The 16,990-nt window shown below is 59.7% G+C and carries 15 protein-coding genes and 1 pseudogene; 6 read left to right on the top strand and 10 right to left on the bottom strand.

What is annotated here, in order from left to right; translation table 11 throughout:
- Positions 1–49: 49 nt before the first annotated feature.
- The 9 genes from H8S02_RS06635 to serC form a co-directional block, all read right to left on the bottom strand.
- On the bottom strand, positions 50–451 hold the full coding sequence (locus H8S02_RS06635; RefSeq protein WP_118685759.1) for a Mini-ribonuclease 3: 402 nt from the start codon (positions 449–451) through the stop codon (positions 50–52).
- Entirely contained in the window at positions 451–1,356 is a 906-nt protein-coding gene (locus H8S02_RS06630) for an RnfABCDGE type electron transport complex subunit B (RefSeq protein ID WP_407926397.1), read from the bottom strand. Before H8S02_RS06630 ends, H8S02_RS06635 begins: the two co-directional genes overlap by 1 nt.
- Positions 1,357–1,377: 21 nt before the next feature.
- Complete coding sequence (locus H8S02_RS06625) at positions 1,378–1,992, bottom strand: electron transport complex protein RnfA (protein WP_118685757.1); 615 nt, start codon at positions 1,990–1,992, stop codon at positions 1,378–1,380.
- The gene (rsxE, locus tag H8S02_RS06620; protein ID WP_118722626.1) at positions 1,993–2,616 is read right to left on the bottom strand and encodes an electron transport complex subunit RsxE; all 624 of its coding nucleotides are present in this window, start codon (positions 2,614–2,616) and stop codon (positions 1,993–1,995) included. It lies immediately after the preceding gene.
- Between the two features lie 15 nt (positions 2,617–2,631).
- Positions 2,632–3,240 (bottom strand): RnfABCDGE type electron transport complex subunit G, encoded by a 609-nt coding sequence (locus tag H8S02_RS06615; protein ID WP_118722627.1) that lies wholly within the window; start codon positions 3,238–3,240, stop codon positions 2,632–2,634.
- A gap of 3 nt (positions 3,241–3,243) precedes the next feature.
- A complete protein-coding gene (locus H8S02_RS06610) occupies positions 3,244–4,251 on the bottom strand; it encodes an RnfABCDGE type electron transport complex subunit D (protein WP_186969848.1) in 1,008 nt (335 codons plus the stop codon).
- Positions 4,252–4,266: 15 nt separating this feature from the next.
- Positions 4,267–5,661 carry an electron transport complex subunit RsxC gene (gene rsxC / locus H8S02_RS06605; protein ID WP_118685848.1) on the bottom strand — a complete coding sequence of 465 codons (1,395 nt, stop codon included), beginning with the start codon at positions 5,659–5,661 and terminating at the stop codon, positions 4,267–4,269.
- A 595-nt stretch (positions 5,662–6,256) separates the two neighbouring features.
- Complete coding sequence (locus H8S02_RS06600) at positions 6,257–7,408, bottom strand: phosphoglycerate dehydrogenase (RefSeq protein ID WP_186969847.1); 1,152 nt, start codon at positions 7,406–7,408, stop codon at positions 6,257–6,259.
- A 26-nt stretch (positions 7,409–7,434) separates the two neighbouring features.
- A complete protein-coding gene (serC, locus tag H8S02_RS06595) occupies positions 7,435–8,526 on the bottom strand; it encodes a 3-phosphoserine/phosphohydroxythreonine transaminase (protein WP_186969846.1) in 1,092 nt (363 codons plus the stop codon).
- A 506-nt stretch (positions 8,527–9,032) separates the two neighbouring features.
- On the opposite strand from serC, the gene H8S02_RS06590 reads away from it, so the two are divergent.
- From H8S02_RS06590 to H8S02_RS12705, 4 genes and pseudogenes are all read left to right on the top strand, one after another.
- Entirely contained in the window at positions 9,033–10,487 is a 1,455-nt protein-coding gene (locus tag H8S02_RS06590; protein ID WP_186969845.1) for an aminotransferase class I/II-fold pyridoxal phosphate-dependent enzyme, read from the top strand.
- Between the two features lie 69 nt (positions 10,488–10,556).
- Entirely contained in the window at positions 10,557–10,880 is a 324-nt protein-coding gene (locus H8S02_RS06585) for a cyclic-di-AMP receptor (RefSeq protein ID WP_118685750.1), read from the top strand.
- Positions 10,877–11,761 (top strand): hypothetical protein, encoded by an 885-nt coding sequence (locus H8S02_RS06580; protein WP_186969844.1) that lies wholly within the window; start codon positions 10,877–10,879, stop codon positions 11,759–11,761. The genes H8S02_RS06585 and H8S02_RS06580 overlap by 4 nt, the downstream gene beginning before the upstream one ends.
- 52 nt (positions 11,762–11,813) lie before the next feature.
- Positions 11,814–12,620, top strand: a pseudogene (locus H8S02_RS12705) (PSP1 domain-containing protein); the annotation flags it as partial.
- Between the two features lie 590 nt (positions 12,621–13,210).
- Here H8S02_RS12705 and H8S02_RS06570 read toward each other — a convergent pair.
- The gene (locus H8S02_RS06570; protein ID WP_186969842.1) at positions 13,211–14,125 is read right to left on the bottom strand and encodes a sugar phosphate isomerase/epimerase family protein; all 915 of its coding nucleotides are present in this window, start codon (positions 14,123–14,125) and stop codon (positions 13,211–13,213) included.
- Between the two features lie 294 nt (positions 14,126–14,419).
- Between H8S02_RS06570 and H8S02_RS06565 the strand changes: the two genes are divergently transcribed.
- Both H8S02_RS06565 and H8S02_RS06560 read left to right on the top strand, forming a co-directional pair.
- Entirely contained in the window at positions 14,420–15,289 is an 870-nt protein-coding gene (locus H8S02_RS06565; protein WP_186969841.1) for an AraC family transcriptional regulator, read from the top strand.
- A gap of 320 nt (positions 15,290–15,609) precedes the next feature.
- Positions 15,610–16,983, top strand: a complete 1,374-nt coding sequence (locus H8S02_RS06560) for a Mur ligase family protein (protein ID WP_186969840.1) — start codon at positions 15,610–15,612, stop codon at positions 16,981–16,983.
- The last annotated feature ends 7 nt before the right edge of the window (positions 16,984–16,990 follow it).

Here is a 16,990-nt window from a genome sequence, read left to right as displayed (position 1 = left end):
CAAAGCAAAATCCCTCCGGAGAACCGCTCTTCGGAGGGATTTTTTGCGTTCAGAACGTCTCGGCGATCCTGCCGAACAGCTCATTGATGCGGTCGTATCTCTGCTTGAGATACAGCCAGCCGAACAGCGCCTCGAGCGCGGTCGCATGGGCGTACTCCGCGACCGTTGCCGACTTGGGCACGGTCTTGGGCTTGGCGTTGCGGCCGTGACGGTAGACGGTCTCCTCCTCCTCGGTGAGGTCCGGGAGGATGTGCTCGATGGCCTTCGCCTGCGCGGAGGCGCGCACGAGCGTTATCGTCTGACTGTGCAGATTTTTTGCTGTCTGCGTGCCGCCGCAGGCGAGATGGGTGCGAACCAGTATCTCATAAACGGCATCGCCCACATGGGCGAGCGCGAGGCTCGACATGCGGGCGATAGCGGCATCATCCAGCTTGGGATGAAGATAATCCATTACTTGTCCTCGGACGCCGGAGCGGCAGTCTCAGCAGCCTTTGCAGCCTCAGCCTTAGCCTTGGCGGCAGCAGCCTGCTTTGCCTGCATTTCCTTGAACTTCTTGACTTCCTCAGCGGTCGGAACCGGCTCGATGCAGCCCTTCGGGCAGGCCTTGGTGCACATCTTGCAGTTCTTGCACTTGTCGTAGTCGATCTTGGCTACGCCGTCGACAACGTGGATGGCGTCGAACTTGCAGGTCTTTTCGCACATGCGGCAGCCGATGCAGCCGTTCGAGCAGACCTTCATGACAGCCGGGCCCTTGTCCTTGTTCACGCAGTTTACGTGAACCTTCTTGGAGACCGGGATGAGGTCGATGATCTTCTTCGGGCAGGTGGAAACGCACTTGCCGCAGGCAACACACTTGTCGACGTCGACCTTTGCTACGCCGTCAACGATGTGAATTGCGTCGAACGCACACGCCTTGACGCAGGAGCCGAGGCCCATGCAGCCGAATGCGCAGGCCTTCGGGCCGCCTGCAACACGCATTGCAGCGTTGCAGTCCTGAAGGCCCTCGTATACAGCCTTGTCGACTGCGTTGCAGCCGCCGTTGCACTTGACGTGAGCGACATTGCGCTCGCCCTCAGCAACCTCGACGCCGAGTACCTTTGCGATCTTTTCCGCCGCAGCGGCGCCGCCTACAGGGCAGCCGTTGACCGGAGCGCGGCCCTCGACGATCGCAGCAGCCAGGCCGTCACAGCCCGGGAAGCCGCAGCCGCCGCAGTTTGCGCCCGGCAGGCACTCGCGTACCAGCGGGATGCGCTCATCAACCTCTACGGCGAAGACCTTAGCGGCAACGCCGAGCAGGATCGCGAATACGATACCCATGATAAAGAGTACCGCAACCGCGTAAATAACATTTTGCATATCCATTTCTTGTGTCCTCCCTTACCAAATCGACAGGCCGGAGAAGCCCATGAAGGACATAGCCAGCAGAGCTGCTGCAACCAGAGAGATCGGGAAGCCTTCAAAGCACTTCGGGCACTTGGAAGTTGCGTCCAGACGCTCGCGGATGGAAGCGAACAGTACGATAGCCAGCGTGTAGCCGACACCGGCTGCAACACCGTATACCAGAGAGCCGATGAACGAATAGCCGTTGGAGATGTTGGTCTTAGCCGCGCCGAGCACCGCGCAGTTGGTGGTGATCAGCGGCAGGAAGATGCCGAGCGCAGAGTACAGCGACGGCATAGCCTTCTTCATGAACATCTCGACGAACTGAACCAGCGTTGCGATTACGAGAATGAACGCGATGGTCTGCATATAGCCCAGACCGAGGGGCTCGAGAATGAAGTACTGTACAGCCCAGGATGCTGCGGAAGCGATCGCCATAACGAAGATAACCGCCATGCCCATGCCGAGCGCGGTGTCGGTCTTCTTGGAAACGCCGAAGAACGAGCAGCAGCCGAGGAACTGAACGAGGATGTAGTTGTTGACCAGGATTGCCGCAATAGCGAGCGACAGAATGTCAGTCAAGCCCATAGAGGCAGGTAATGCAAAAGACATTTACTTGTCCTCCTTTCCAGCCATGATCTTCTGGATCGCAGCGAGGATGAAGCCCATCATGAGGAAGCCGCCGGCCGGCAGGATCATCATGACCATCGGGTTGGAGTTGAAGAACGGAACTGCGATGCCGTTTACGCCGTTGACGTAGCCGGACAGGATGGTGCCTGCGCCCAGCAGCTCACGGAAGAAGCCCATGAGAACCAGAGCGAAGGTGAAGCCCAGACCCATGACAACGCCGTCGATCGCGGAGGGCAGAACCTTGTTCTTGGAAGCATACGCCTCGGCACGGCCGAGGATGATGCAGTTAACTACGATCAGCGGCAGGAACAGACCGAGCGACGAAGCCAGCGACGGCAGGAATGCCTGCATGGACAGGTCGATCATGGTTACGAAGGTCGCGATGACCGTGATGAAGGCTGCGATACGGATCTTGTCCGGAATGATCTTGCGCAGCGCGGAGATAACTACGTTCGAGCAGATGAGAACGACGGTAGCCGCCGCGCCCATGCCGATCGCATTCTGCAGAGAAGTGGTGGTTGCCAGCGTCGGGCAAAGACCGATCGTCTGCATGAAAACCGGGTTATCGAGGATAACGCCCGATTTCAGCTGTTCAGAAAATTTCATTGTGGCTTTTCCTCCTTAACCCAGAGTAGCGACATATGCTGCCGCCGTATTAACGCCGTCGGTTACTGCACGGGAGGTGATGGTCGCGCCGGTGATGGCGTTGATCGTACCGCCGTCCTTGGTAACCTGGAGCTGACCGTCAGCCGCCTGACCTGCGTACTGGGTGATCCAGTTCGGGTCTGCCTGGCTCTTCGCACCGAGGCCCGGGGTCTCGGAGTGAGAAGTAACCTTTGCGCCTGCGACCGTGCCGTCAGCGTTGATGCCGACGATCATGGTAACGTTGCCGCCGAAGCCCTTCGGCTCTACCTGTACGCAGTAGCCGACTTCTTCGCCGTCCTTGGTAGCCTTGTAAACGCCGTCGATCTGCGCCGGGGTGCGGCCTGCCGGCAGGGAGATGCCAGCTGCTGCAACGTCGTCCGCGCTCATAGCGGTGTTCATGTCCTCGAACTCTGCGTCCGGGATGATCTCTGCCATGGCAGCGTCGCGGGTTTCAACTGCGTTCTGCGCGATCTTGTCCGCGGTTACGCCGTTGATCACGCCGAGCAGCAGTGCGCAGATGAACGTAATGAGGCCCAGTACGACGACAAGCTGTACGATGCCGCCTTCCTTTTTGTTGCTTTCCATGATTTACTGCGCCTCCTTCTTAACCTTGTCGAGCTGATAACCGAACTTGCGCGGATGGGTCTTCTTGTCGATCGCCCAAACCAGCGTGTTCATGATCAGGATGGAGTAGGATACGCCCTCCGGCAGACCGCCGAAGTAACGGATGAATACGGTCAGCAGACCGCAGCCTACGCCGAATACGATCTGGCCCTTCGGGGTTACCGGGCTGGTAACGTAGTCGGTAGCCATGAAGATCGCGCCGAGCATCAGACCGCCGTCAAGCACCTGATACAGCATCCACTGCAGGTGGCTCTGGCCGCCCATCGGGAAGAGGAAGGTGATGACTGCAACGGTGAGGATGTACGCCGCCGGGATGTTGATGGTGATGACCTTGCGCCAGAGCAGGTACAGGCCGCCGACGATCAGCGCCAGCGCGGAGGTCTCGCCGATGACGCCGCCGGTCTGGCCGAGCAGGGATTCAACGATCGAAACGTCCGGCAGAGTGCCGGTCTTGAGGCTTGCGAGCGGAGTCGCGGTGGAGATCGCGTCGGTAACGGTAACGTTGCCGAAGAACGGCAGCTTTGCGTGCGGCGCGGTCCAGGTGGTCATGAAGCCGGCCCAGGAAGCCATCATGAACGCACGTGCGCCGAGCGCCGGGTTCATGAAGTTCTTGCCGATGCCGCCGAACAGCATCTTGACAATAACGATGCCGAACAGACCGCCGAATACGGTCAGCCACAGCGGAGCTGCGACCGGGATGTTGAAAGCGATCAGAACGCCGGTGACGAAGCAGGAAAGATCGCCTACCGTGTTCTCGTGCTTTACGATTTTGTTGTAAATGGTTTCAAATACGGCGCAGGACACCATCGCAATGATGACATGGATGAGTGCGCGGACGCCGAAGGTGTAGATCGCAACAGCCAGTGCCGGAACGAGCGCGATGAGCACGTCGAGCATCAGGCTCCGGGTGTCATCGTCCGCCTTGATATGCGGCGAGGAGGTTACGACTACTTTGCTAAGATCATAAGCCATTTTCGTTTTTCCTCCTTACTTGTTCTCTGCCTTGGCAGCCGCCTCAGCCTCGGCCTTCTTCTTTTCAGCCTCAGCCTTTGCGCGCTCTGCCATGCGCTTTGCCTGGATCTTGCCCTTGGTCAGACGGAACTGTGCGACCAGCGGAATGCGAGCCGGGCAGACATAAGCACAGGAACCGCACTCGATACAGTCCATCATGCCGCAGTCAACAGCATTGTCGAGGTCCTCCTGCTTGCCGTATACGTTCATGTAGATCGGCAGGAGGTGCATCGGGCAGGCGTTGATGCACTTGCCGCAGCGGATGCACTGGGGGTCCTTGACGCGCTTGTCCTCATCGCCTGCGAAGGCGAGGAAAGCGTTGGTGCCCTTGACGACCGGAGCGTCGAGGGAGAACTGGGCGTTGCCCATCATCGGGCCGCCGGCCAGGAGCTTGTTCGGCGCTTCCTTGAAGCCGCCGCAGGCGTCGATCAGCTTTTCGATCGGGGTGCCGATGCGTGCTTCGAGGTTCTTCGGTTCAGCGACAGCGGAGCCGGAGATGGTGACGACGCGGCGGATGACCGGCATGCCGGTGGTAAAGCGGCGGTAGATCGCGCCCGCGGTGTCTACGTTGAATACCGCGCAGCCTGCGTCTGCCGGCAGCTTGCCGGACGGAACCTCGCGGCCCGTGCAGGCATTGATGAGCTGCTTCTCAGCGCCCTGCGGGTACTTGCACTTGAGGGGATACAGATGCAGACGCGGATCATCTGCGATCAGCTGCTCGATCTTCGGGAAGGTGTCAGCCTTGTTCTCCTCGATTGCGATGATCGCGTTCTGTACGCCCATCAGGTCTGCGAGCATCTTGAGGCCGCCGATGGTCTCCTCGGGGCGCTCGAGCAGCAGACGATGGTCGGACGTGATGTACGGCTCGCACTCTGCGGCGTTGATGATGACCGTGTCGCACTTGCCGATACCGGACTGGATCTTGACGTGGGTCGGGAAGGTCGCGCCGCCGTGACCTACGATGCCTGCCGAACGGATGCACTCGATGCGCTCCTCGTTGGACATGGATGCGAAGTCGTAGGGATGTACGGACTCGTGCGGACGGTCCTCGCCGTCATTCGTGATAACGATGGACAGGACCTTGCTGCCGTTCGGATGCAGGCGCGGCTCGATTGCCTTTACCTTGCCGGAAACGGTTGCGTGGACCGGAGCGCTGACGAAGCCGCCGGCCTCTGCGATGGGCTGTCCGAGATCCACAGTGTCACCGACCGATACGATCGGCTTCGCCGGGGCGCCGATGTGCATGGAAACCGGCAGGATTACCTCGTCGGGCAGAGCCAGCTTCTCGATCGGCTTGGTGTTTGTCGCGGATTTATATCCCGGATCTGCATGAGTGCCGGGATGTATGCCGCCACGGAACGAATACACCATTTTTTTCACCTCTCTGTTATTTTGCGCAAGAAGAACCGGCATGACCGGCTTCCTCTTCTTCAGAATTGAGCAGGCTGCACAAACTGCGCAACCATACAACATAGATTATACTGTTTTATGCACCTTGTGCGCAAGTCCTAATTACAAAAAAAATCAACCAAATTACATATTTTCTTTGTTCATCTTGCCAAACCGAGTCTGTTTTCCCTCAGTTTCCTTTGTTTATTACGCATGAGTTCAGCCATATTCCATCATCGGAAACGGACAGACCGTCGGTTAGCGAAAAGCAACTTCATGACACAAAAGAGAGTACAGCGGTATGCTGTGCTCTCCTCGGCCTGTCGATAAAGTCTATTTTCATCCGCGCGGCAGCGCGCATTCAAAAGCGTTTGCTGCGCAAACGCTTCCGAGCCGGGGGCGTGTACCTCGGCTTGGATACCTTGAGAGGGAGAAAGTTTCCGCATGGGAACTTTCGGACGTCCGTGTTTTGCGAAGTCAAAACGCAGATTGTCGGAAAAACGAAGTTTTTCGACAGTCTAAAAGAGAGCACAGCGGTATGCTGTGCTCTCCTGAAATCTGTGGAATATGCAGTCTTTTAGATTGCGCGGACAGAGATCATGCCCTCGATGGCGCGCAGCGCTGCGAGGTTCTCCTCGGTCGGCTGGTCTGCCAGGTCGATGATGGTGTAGGCATAATCGCCGCGCGAACGGTTGCCCATGTTCTCGATGTTGGTGTGGACCGCCGAGGTGATGGACGCGATCATGTTCGGAATGTTCTTGTGGATGAGGCAGACGCGGTAGCCGCCCTCATACGGAACCTTGAGGTTCGGGAAGTTGACCGAATTGCGGATGGTACCCTTCTCGAGGTACTCGGTGATCTCGTAAACGGCCATCTTCGCGCAGTTGTCCTCGCTCTCCGGGGTGGAAGCGCCGAGGTGCGGCAGCGTGATGGCATTCTCCTGCTCGAGGATCTCGTCGGAAGCAAAGTCGGAAACGTATGCCGCGACCTTGCCGCTCTCGAGTGCCTTCGCCATTGCCTTGGTGTCAACCAGCTCGCCGCGCGCGAGGTTGATGACGCGCACGCCGTCCTTCATCTTCTCGATCGCCTCTGCGCTGATGGTGTTCTTCGTGTCAGCGTTCAGCGGAACGTGAATGGTGATGTAGTCGCAGTTCGCGAAGATCTCGTTCAGATCGGTAACGTGCTTGACCGAGCGGTCGAGCTTGAGTGCGCCGTCGACAGACAGGAACGGGTCGTAGCCCCAGACCTCCATGTCCAGACCGACAGCCGCGTTTGCGACCTTGACGCCGATCGCGCCCAGACCGATGATGCCGAGCTTCTTGCCCGCGATCTCCGGGCCTGCGTAGGTCGCCTTGCCCTTCTCAGCCGCCGGGCCGATGTCCGGCGTGCCCTTGAGGCCCTTTACCCAGTTTGCGCCCTGTACGACCTTGCGCGACGCGAGCAGCAGCGCGCAGATGACCAGCTCCTTGACCGCATTTGCGTTCGCACCCGGGGTGTTGAATACGACGATGCCCTCCTGCGAGCAGCGGTCGATCGGAATGTTGTTGACGCCGGCGCCGGCGCGTGCGATGCACTTGAGGTCCTTCGGGAACTCGACCTCGTGCAGCTTTGCGGAGCGGACCAGAACCGCGTCATAGTCGGTGAAGTCCTCCGAGCAGGTATATTTCGCAGCATCCAGATCGTCCAGACCGACCTTGGAAATCTTGTTGTAGAGCTTTACGTTATACATTTTGTTCTCCTTTGCCGAACGATCTCTTACTTGTTTTCTGCGGCGAACTTCTTCATGAAGTCGATCAGATACTCAACGCCCTCGATCGGCATTGCGTTGTAGATGGAAGCGCGCATGCCGCCGACCGAACGGTGGCCCTTGAGGTTGGACATGCCGGCCGCCATGGACTCCTTGGCGAACTTTGCGTCGAGCTCGTCGTCGCCGGTGCGGAAGGTAACGTTCATGTGGCTGCGCGAAGCCTTCTCTGCGACAGCCTTGTAGAAGTCCTGCGAGTCGAGGTAGTCATACAGCATGGAGGAACGCTTCTCAGCGCGCTCCTGCATGACCTTGACGCCGCCCATCTGCTCGACCCACTCGAGAACGAGGCCGAGAACGTAGATGCCGTACGTGGGGGGCGTGTTGTACATGGAGCCCTTGTTCGCCATGGTCTGCCAGTCGAGCATGACCGGATACTTCTCCAGCGGGTAGCTGCCGAGCAGATCCTCACGGACGATGACGACGGTAACGCCCGCCGGGCCCATGTTCTTCTGCGCGCCTGCGTAGATGACGCCGTACTTGGAAACGTCTACCGGCTTGGAGAGGATGTTGGAGGACATATCCGCAACGAGCGGTACGCCTGCCGGGGTCTCGGGGTCGTACTGGTACTCGGTGCCGTAGATGGTGTTGTTGGCGCAGATGTAGAAGTAATCCGCATCCGGACGGATGTCCAGCTCGGCCTGCGTCGGAACGCGGTCGAAGTTGCGGTCCTTGGAGGAGAAGGCAACATGGATGTCGCCGAACTTGACCGCTTCCTTGTAAGCGTTGTTTGCGAAGTTGCCGGTGAGGGCATAATCTGCCTTGCCGGTCTTGAGCAGGTTCATCGGGATCGCTGCGAACTGGGTCGAAGCGCCGCCCTGCAGGAACAGCACCTTGTAGTTGTCCGGGATGGAGAGAACACGGCGCAGAGCCGCTTCAGTCTCGGTGATGATGCCGTCATATACCTTGGATCGGTGACTCATCTCCATGACTGACATGCCGGAGCCCTTGTAGTTCAGCATTTCGGATGCACAGCGCTCGAGCACCGGAACCGGAAGCATGGAGGGGCCTGCGGAGAAATTGTAGATACGATTGTCTGCCATAGTTGATAGCCTGCCTTTCAAAAATAAACATTCCGTTTTATTTGTGGAATGTGATATCCATTATAATATAAAATACTTCGATTGACTACCGAAAAATCTCCCAAAAATCCGCGGTCAAATGCACCTGCTATTATACATTTTAATCGGTGTTATGAAAATTTTTAATAGTACGCTGAAAATTCAGCTCTGCCTGTAATACCGGCTGTTTCATTTGCCATTTTCCGGTCTGCCGTGCTATACTTAAAAAGCTGTCGCGAAACTACAGTTTCGCCGACAAGCTGTGTTCTGCTCGCGCAGAACACGAGTCGTCCGAAAGTTCCTGTTCAGAAACTTTCTCCCTCCAGAAGTATAAAAACCGAGGTACACGCCCCCGGATTTGCTCTCATTGAATTTTTTCAAGGTTAGAGGCCTACGGGCTATGCGCGCTGCCGCGCGGCTGCTTCATTTCGCAAGCTTAGCTTATCTGACAAACAATACTTATATATTATAGTAAGGAGCCACCCTTCATGCACCATCGAAAAATGCCGGCCGGCCGTGCATCCCTGCACCGCCGCCAGCGCCACGCCATCGACCGGCTGATGCCGTTTACCGGCGCGCCGCTTTTCCACGCACTTCAGCTGCTCGCCACCTCGGATTCGGCGCGCTTTCATATGCCCGGCCACAAGGGACAGCCGGTTTTCAACTCGTTCCGCGATGTTTTCGCCATCGACTACACCGAGACCTACGGCACGGGCAACCTCTACCTCGGCGACGGTCCGATCCGCGACGCAGAGGTCGCGGCGGCGCGTTATTTCAGCGCGAACGACTGCTTTTTCCTCACCGGCGGCTCGACGCAGGGCATCCTCGCCATGCTCGGCGCGGCGGTCGGCCGCGGCGGCAGCGTGCTCATCGACCGCGAGGTGCACCGTTCGGTCTGCCACGGCTGCGCCCTGCTCGACATCACGCCGTATTTCTTCTCCGCGCCCCTGCTCGAGCCGTTCGGCATTACGGGCGCGCTGCGCGTCGAGGACGCCGAGCGTCAGCTGCTCGCCCATCCCGACATCCGCGCCGTCCTGCTCACCTCGCCCACCTACTACGGCCTGCGCCGCGACCTTCCGGCCTTCGCCGACCTGTGCCGCGCACACGGAAAGCTGCTGCTCGTCGACGCAGCTCACGGCGCGCACTTCCCGGCGGTCGGCCTGCCTTCGCCGGTCGAGGAGGGCGCGGATATGGCCGTGCTCTCCATGCACAAGACCATGCCCTGTCTCGGGCAGGCGGCTGTGCTGCTCTCCGGACTGGGCACAGACCGCGCGTCCCTGCGCGAGAACACCGCCCTGTTCGGCACCTCCAGCCCCTCCTACCCCATCATGGCATCGATCGACCTCGCACGCGCATATAATGAAGGCCCCGGCCGCGAAAAATACCAGAAGGCCGCCGCCGTCTGCCGTGAAATGCGCGAATACATCTGTGCACACACGGTTTTCACCGCGCTCACCGAACGGGATTTCCCCTCGCTCGACCCCTGCCGTCTGACCGTCTGCACCGCAGGCACCGACATCACCGGCCACGCGCTTGCCGATGCGCTGTGGAGCGAGCACGGCGTCGCCTGCGAGATGGCGGACGAGCGAAACGTCGTGTTCATCCTCACCGAAAGCGACACCGCAGGCGCGATCCACCGTCTGAGACGCGGCCTGCGCGTGCTGTCGCGCCGCCGCAGGGAGACCGCTCTGCCGACCGAAACGCGGCCGTTCCCCCCTGCCGAGCGCGTCATGAGCGTGCGCGACGCCCGGTTCGCACCCTCCGCCGAGGTGTCGCTCTCGGACGCCGAGGGCCGCGTCTGCGCCCGTCCCGTGACGCCCTATCCGCCCGGCGTGCCGCTGCTCTGGCCCGGCGAGAAAATTACAAAGGCGCACGTTGAACTTATCCGCGAAAGATGGTACAATGATATAGACAGGATCACCGTTGTCATGCCGGAAAAGTGACGGCCGCGGTGCTTCCGCACGTTTCGGAAATCATCGTCTCCGGACGCAGGAACGAAAGGGGATTTTTCTATGAAAATGGTACTCGCGATCATCAATTACGATGATGCACAGGACGTAATCAGCAGCCTGATGAAGGCCGGCTTCTCCATCACCAAGCTCGCGACCACCGGCGGCTTCCTCAAGGCCGGCAACGTGACCATTCTGGTCGGTCTGGACGAGAGCCGTCTGGACGAGTGCTTCGACATCATCCGCGAGCATTCCTCCACGCGCAAGCAGATCATCCCGACCACCGCAGAGCTCGGCATGGGCTTTTTCCCGTCCGCGCCGGTACAGGTCGATGTCGGCGGCGCAACGGTATTCGTGCTCGGCGTCGAGCGCTTTGAAAAGCTGTGATCTCCTTTGACGCGCTCCCCGGCAACCGCAGCTTGAAGGCGAGCCTGCGGCGCGCGCTCGCCGGCCGCGTGCCGCAGACCATCCTGCTCTCGGGGGACGACAGCCGCAGTCTGGAAACGCTCTCGACCGCACTCGCCGCCGGTATCCTGTGCGAGGCGGACGGGCCGCGCCCTTGCGGCGCCTGCCTTTCCTGCCGCAAGGTGCAGGACGGCGTGCATCCCGACCTTACCCTCATCGACGAGGGCGAAGAAGAGCTCAAGGTCGATCTTGCGCGGCGCATCAAGGCGGAAAACGCCATCATCCCGAACGACGGCGCGCGCCGCGTGACCGTCATCCGCCATGCGCACAATATGAACGCCTACGCGCAGAACGCGCTGCTCAAGGAGCTTGAGGAGCCGCCGCACTTCGCGTTCTTCATCCTGACCTCAGAAAAGCCGGACGCGCTTTTGCAGACCGTGCGCAGCCGCTGCACGCGCTTCGCGCTCGAGCCGTCCGGGGAGGAGCAGGCCGTCTCCGACGACGAGGCGACCCGGCTGCTTGCACCCTATCTGACCGCCGTCGCCGGAAAGCGCGAGGGCAGCATGATGCTCGCGGCGCTCGGCATGGAAAAAACGCCCCGGCGCGCGCTCATCGGCGTGATGGGCGTCATGCAGGCTGCGCTGCGCGACGCGATCTTCCGCGCGGAGGGTCTGCACGAGCCGCTGCTCCAGCCCGCGCTCACAAAGCAGTCTGAGGCGCTTGCCTCTGCGCTCACGCCCGAGCGTCTGCTTGCCTTTTACGACTTTACGGACGAGCTCGTCCACCGCATCTCGCGCAACGCGGCCTCTGCCGCTGTCACCTGCGCGCTGACGAGCGACGTTTACCGCATCTGCTACCAGTAGCACTTCCCCGCAGGGCGCCTGCCCTGCTTTACAGATACAGGAGGACAAACCTTTGACGACCATAATCGGAGTCCGTTTCAAATCAAACGGAAAAATGTATTATTTTGACCCGCAGGATACCGAAGTCACCGCCGGTACCGGCGTAATCGTCGAGACCGCGCGCGGTCTGGAATACGGCGAGTGCGTGCAGGGCAACACCGAGGTGAACGAGCAGTCGGTCGTGCAGCCGCTCAAGCGCATGATCCGCATTGCGACCGAGGCGGATATGAAAACGCTCGAGCGCAACCGCAAGCGCGCGGACGAGGCGTTTCTCGTCTGCAAGCGAAAGATCGAGGACCGCGGCCTGGAAATGAACCTCGTGACCGCGGAATGCACGTTCGACATGAACAAGCTGCTGTTCTACTTCACTGCGGACGGCCGCGTAGACTTCCGCGAGCTGGTCAAGGATCTCGCCGGCGTGTTCCGCACCCGTATCGAGCTGCGCCAGATCGGCGTGCGCGACGAGGCGAAGATGATCGGCGGCCTCGGCTGCTGCGGCCGTGAGCTGTGCTGCTCGACCTACCTCGACGACTTTCATCCGGTCTCCATCAACATGGCCAAGGACCAGAACCTTTCGCTCAATCCGGCGAAGATCTCCGGTGTATGCGGCCGTCTGATGTGCTGCCTGAAATATGAGCACGAGGCCTACGCCGAGCTCCAGAAGATCACGCCGCGTCAGGGCAGCGTTGTCGATACCCCCGAGGGCCGCGGCAAGGTCATCACGACCCAGATGCTGCGCGGCATCTGCAAGGTGCAGCTCGATGACAGCCCCGAGCATTCGCTGACCGAGTTCCGCTGTGAGGACTGCACGGTGGTCAAGGGCGCGTGCCGCAACCGCCAGAACGCCGCCGCGATGGCCGAGGAGCGCCGTCAGCGCGAGGAAAACGGCGAGACCCTGCCGCCCGAGCGCCCTGTAAAGCCGCAGAGAGCGGAGCGTCCGGCCCGGAGCGAGCGTGCCCCGAGGAGCGAGCGTCCCGAGCGTCAGCCGAAGGGCGAGCGGCCGCCGCGCCCCGAAAAGCCGGAGCGTCCGGCAAGGGGCGAACGCCAGCCCCGTCCTGAGAAGCCGGAGCGCATCGAAAAGAATGCAAATCCTGCTGAAACCGGCGAAAATGCCGCAGCAGAACCGCGCGAGGGTGCACCTCGCCGCCGCTCGCGCGGCGGCCGCAGACACCGCCGTCCGCAGAACGGCGAAAATGCGCCTGCCCCTCAGAACAGCGCCGAATAAAAAGTTCTCCACAGGCTGTGGAGAAAATGAAGGATAAACCGAAACGCAGACTTTTGTCTGCGTTTCTTTTTTACAGACAAAGGCGCTCCCATCTGAGTAGACGGGAGCGCCTTTGCGTTTTGAGATATTTGAAATTGAAAAGAGAGAGATTTCTGCAAGATATGCGCTTACGGCAAGGGGCGCTCTTACAGCAGCTCGCGCTTGATGCGCTCGAGCGCCTCGGGAGCCTGCTGCTCCATCTTCTCCGGGAAACCGAAGTAGGATACGCAGATGATGTTGTCGCCGCCGACCTTGGGAGCGTCGGCTTTCAGCTGCTTGTTTGCGAAGTCCATGTCGCGCAGGGTCTCGAAGATGCCGTCGAAATCGACCTCGCCCTCGCCCATGGCGGTGTGCTGATGGATGGTGTAGTCTGCGCGGCCGCGCTGGTTGAGCCAGGGCGGATTGACGATGTAGCGGCAGTCCTTGGTCTGGTTCCAGGTGTCGGCCAGAAGTACGTGGGTCAGCTCATCGCCGGCGTACTTGAGCATATGGCGGACGTCGCCCTTGCCCTGGTCGTAGAAGAAGCCGTGGGACGCCGAGTAAACGTAGCCGAGGTTCTTGGAACGGAAGGACTTTACGATGTCGCACGCCTCGTCGTTCAGCTCAACGAAGTCATACGGATGGGACTGGCACTCTACACGGATGCCCTCGCGCTCGATGATCGGGAGCAGCTCCTCCATGGACTTGAAGAACATGCCGTTGCAGATCTCCTGCTGATTCGGGTCGCCGGAGAACTCGGTGTTGATGACCGGTACGCCCATGTCAACCGCGATCTCGATCATGCGCTTCCAGTTGGCAACTGCGTGCTGGCGCTGCTCCTCGGTCGGGCCGGACCAGCGGTAAACAACGATGAAGGACGAGATCTCTACGCCGGTCTCCTTGAGAGCCTGCTTATACTCCTGCTGGCACTCCTTGGAGAACAGCGGATGCTTATAGAACGGGTTGATGCGCGGATGCGGGGACTGCTCGATGTACTTGTAGCCCCAGTCTGCGACCTTGTGTACGTAATCATTGATGGACATCTGCTTAGCCAGAACGTCAACGTCAAATGCGATTTTCATGAATGTTTTCCTCCTTGTCTCTTTGTGCCGTTTCCAGGGCGGCTTCCCTTTCGATGGCTCTATTATACGGCGATTTGTCCGCTCTGCCAATGATACATCTCGCCGTATGACTGCGAAATCCTGCTGTTTTCTCTCGGTTGTGCACTTCTGATTATATTTTGCACAAATGCTGGACGTCTGCGTATTTTATCCGTTATTCCGTATAAATTCCTGCTTTTTCTTTTCTGGACGCGCTTTAACTCTTGCGCGGAAGGGTAAATTCTGCTATGATGCAGGAAAGGAGCGTGACGTTTTATGCTGATCCCGGAGAAAGGCGTGCATCAAACCTCGGAACGGTATTTCTTCACCCCGTCCTCGCTTGCACGCGAGCTTTTTTATTACCCCACGCGCGGCGGTCATTACTTTTGCAGCAGCCTGTATTCCTTCGACCACCGCTCGGAAATCGCCATGCAGGGCGACCACAACCAGAATATCATGCTGTTCTACGTCCATGACGGGGCGATGGAGCTGACGCTCGGCGGAGAGGAAATGCTCGCCGCCGCCGGACAGGTCGTGCTGTTCGACTGCCGCGAGCCCTACCGCTACGCCGCCTCGGACGGCCTCGAATTCTCGTGGCTGCTGTTCAACGGACTGAACACGCGCGCGTTTTACCGCCGCATCCTTCAGGCGCACGGCGGCCGACAGGTCTTTATGCCCTCGGGCGTCAGCGAGATCGCGCAGCTGCTCGACAGCATCTTCACCGGCTGCGCCGCCGACGAGCGCCCCGGCGAGGCACAGCTCTCGCAGATGCTCCACCGCATGCTCGGCCTGCTGCTGCTCGACGACACCTCCCCGGCTCACGCCGGCAGCGACCGCATCGCAGAGGCCATCCGCTACATGAACCGTCACCTGTTCGAGGAGCTGAGCGTGCAGGAGGTCGCCGCCTCGGTCTCTCTGAGCTCTTCGCACTTTTCGCGCCAGTTCAAGGCCAAAACCGGCTATTCTCCCTATGAATACATCATCCTCCGCCGCATCGACAAGGCGAAGTATCTGCTCACCTCGACCCCGCTCTCGGTCAAGGAGATCGCCTACGCCACCGGCTACAACAGCGAGGAAAACTTCATCCACAGCTTCCGCAGCAACGTCGGCATCGCCCCCGGCCTGTTCCGGAAGTACCCGATATAAGACTGTCGAAAAACTATCGTTTTTCCGACAATCTGTGTTCTGACTTCGCAGAACACGGGTCGTCCGAAAGTTCCCATGCGGAAACTTTCTCCCTCCAGAAGTATAAAAACCGAGGTACACGCCCCCGGTTTTTATGGCTTTACTTCGCAAAGCTTGTTAAATGCGCGCTGCCGCGCGGCTGCTGCCTTTGCGTAAAAAGGCGCTTTATCGGCAGACCGATAATCTTGAGACCGAAGTTTTTCACCTGTCTCCTTGTGCTATATCCGAAAATGCGGTATACTTGTTATATCTATGAATTTTAACGAAAACGAGGTCCGGATATGAGACTTAGAACCAGACTGGCCGTCCTGGTATGCAAGGCATCGGGTGCGGTTCTGCGAAAGCTCGGCCGCGGTGGCACCAACCTGCCGGGCAAACTTGCGCTCAAGATCGACAAAAACATTCTCGGCGAGCTGTCGCGCGGCGTCAAGGTCACGGTCGTGACCGGCACGAACGGCAAGACCACCACCTCCCGCATGATCGAGCAGGCGTTTGCTGACGCAGGACTCAGGTATTTCTCCAACAAGTCGGGCGCGAACCTGCTGACCGGCATCATCGCCGTGTTCGCCCAGCACGCCACCCTGTCGGGCAGATGCCCCTACACCCACGCGCTCATCGAGTGCGACGAGGCCGCATTCCGCCGGACGAGCGAATATCTTCCCGTCGAATGCCTTGTCGTCAACAACATCTTCCGCGACCAGCTCGACCGCTACGGCGAGATCACGCATACGCTGAACGCCATCCGCGAGGGCATCACCCATGTCCCGAACGCGACGCTGTGTCTGAACGCGGACTGCTCGCTGACCGCCTCGCTCGCCGAGGACGGCATCCCGAACCCTGTCATCCGCTTCGGCGTCAACGTCCCCATCTATTCGGAGACCGCGCACGAACTGTCCGATGCGGTCTACTGCATCCACTGCAAGACGCAGTACGAATATGACTACCGCACCTACGGCCATCTCGGCGGTTTCCGCTGCCCGAAGTGCGGCTACCACCGCGTCGCCCCCGAGGTCGCGGTCACACAGGTCATTTCGACCGGCGCGGACGCCTCGGACATCGTGCTCGATATTTTCGGACACGCTCACGAGGTGCACGTCAACCTGCCGGGCGGCTACAACATCTATAACGCCGCGGCTGCCGCTGCCGCCGCGCATGTGGTCGGCATCGACGAAAAGACCACGGTCAGCGCCCTCGGCCAGTTCGAATGCGGCTTCGGCCGCGCCGAGCAGTTCCGTCTGGGACAGGCGCAGGCGCGCATGATGCTCGTCAAGAACCCGGCCGGCTACAATCAGGTCATCAACCTCATCTCGCACGACGTCGGCAGCTGCAAGCTCGCCTTCCTGCTCAACGACCGCTTCGCGGACGGCACGGACATCAGCTGGATCTGGGACGTCGATTTCGAGGCGCTCGCCGCGCAGCAGAGCCGCTTTACGCGCATCTTCGTCTCGGGCGTGCGCGCGGACGACATGGCGCTCCGCCTCAAGTACGCAGGCTTCCCGGCCGAGCGCATCGAGCTTGTCCGCGACTACGAAAAGCTGCTCGGTGAGATCGCCGCGGACGCAGCTCCGGCCTTCATCATGCCGACCTACACCGCCATGTTCGACCTGCGTGGCGAGATTGGCAGACATACCGACGTCAAGGCGTTCTACGAATAAGGAGGAA

This window comes from Agathobaculum hominis (genome assembly GCF_014288055.1).
Lineage (GTDB): Bacteria > Bacillota > Clostridia > Oscillospirales > Butyricicoccaceae > Agathobaculum > Agathobaculum hominis.
This window is presented reverse-complemented; position numbering and strand designations above follow the sequence as displayed.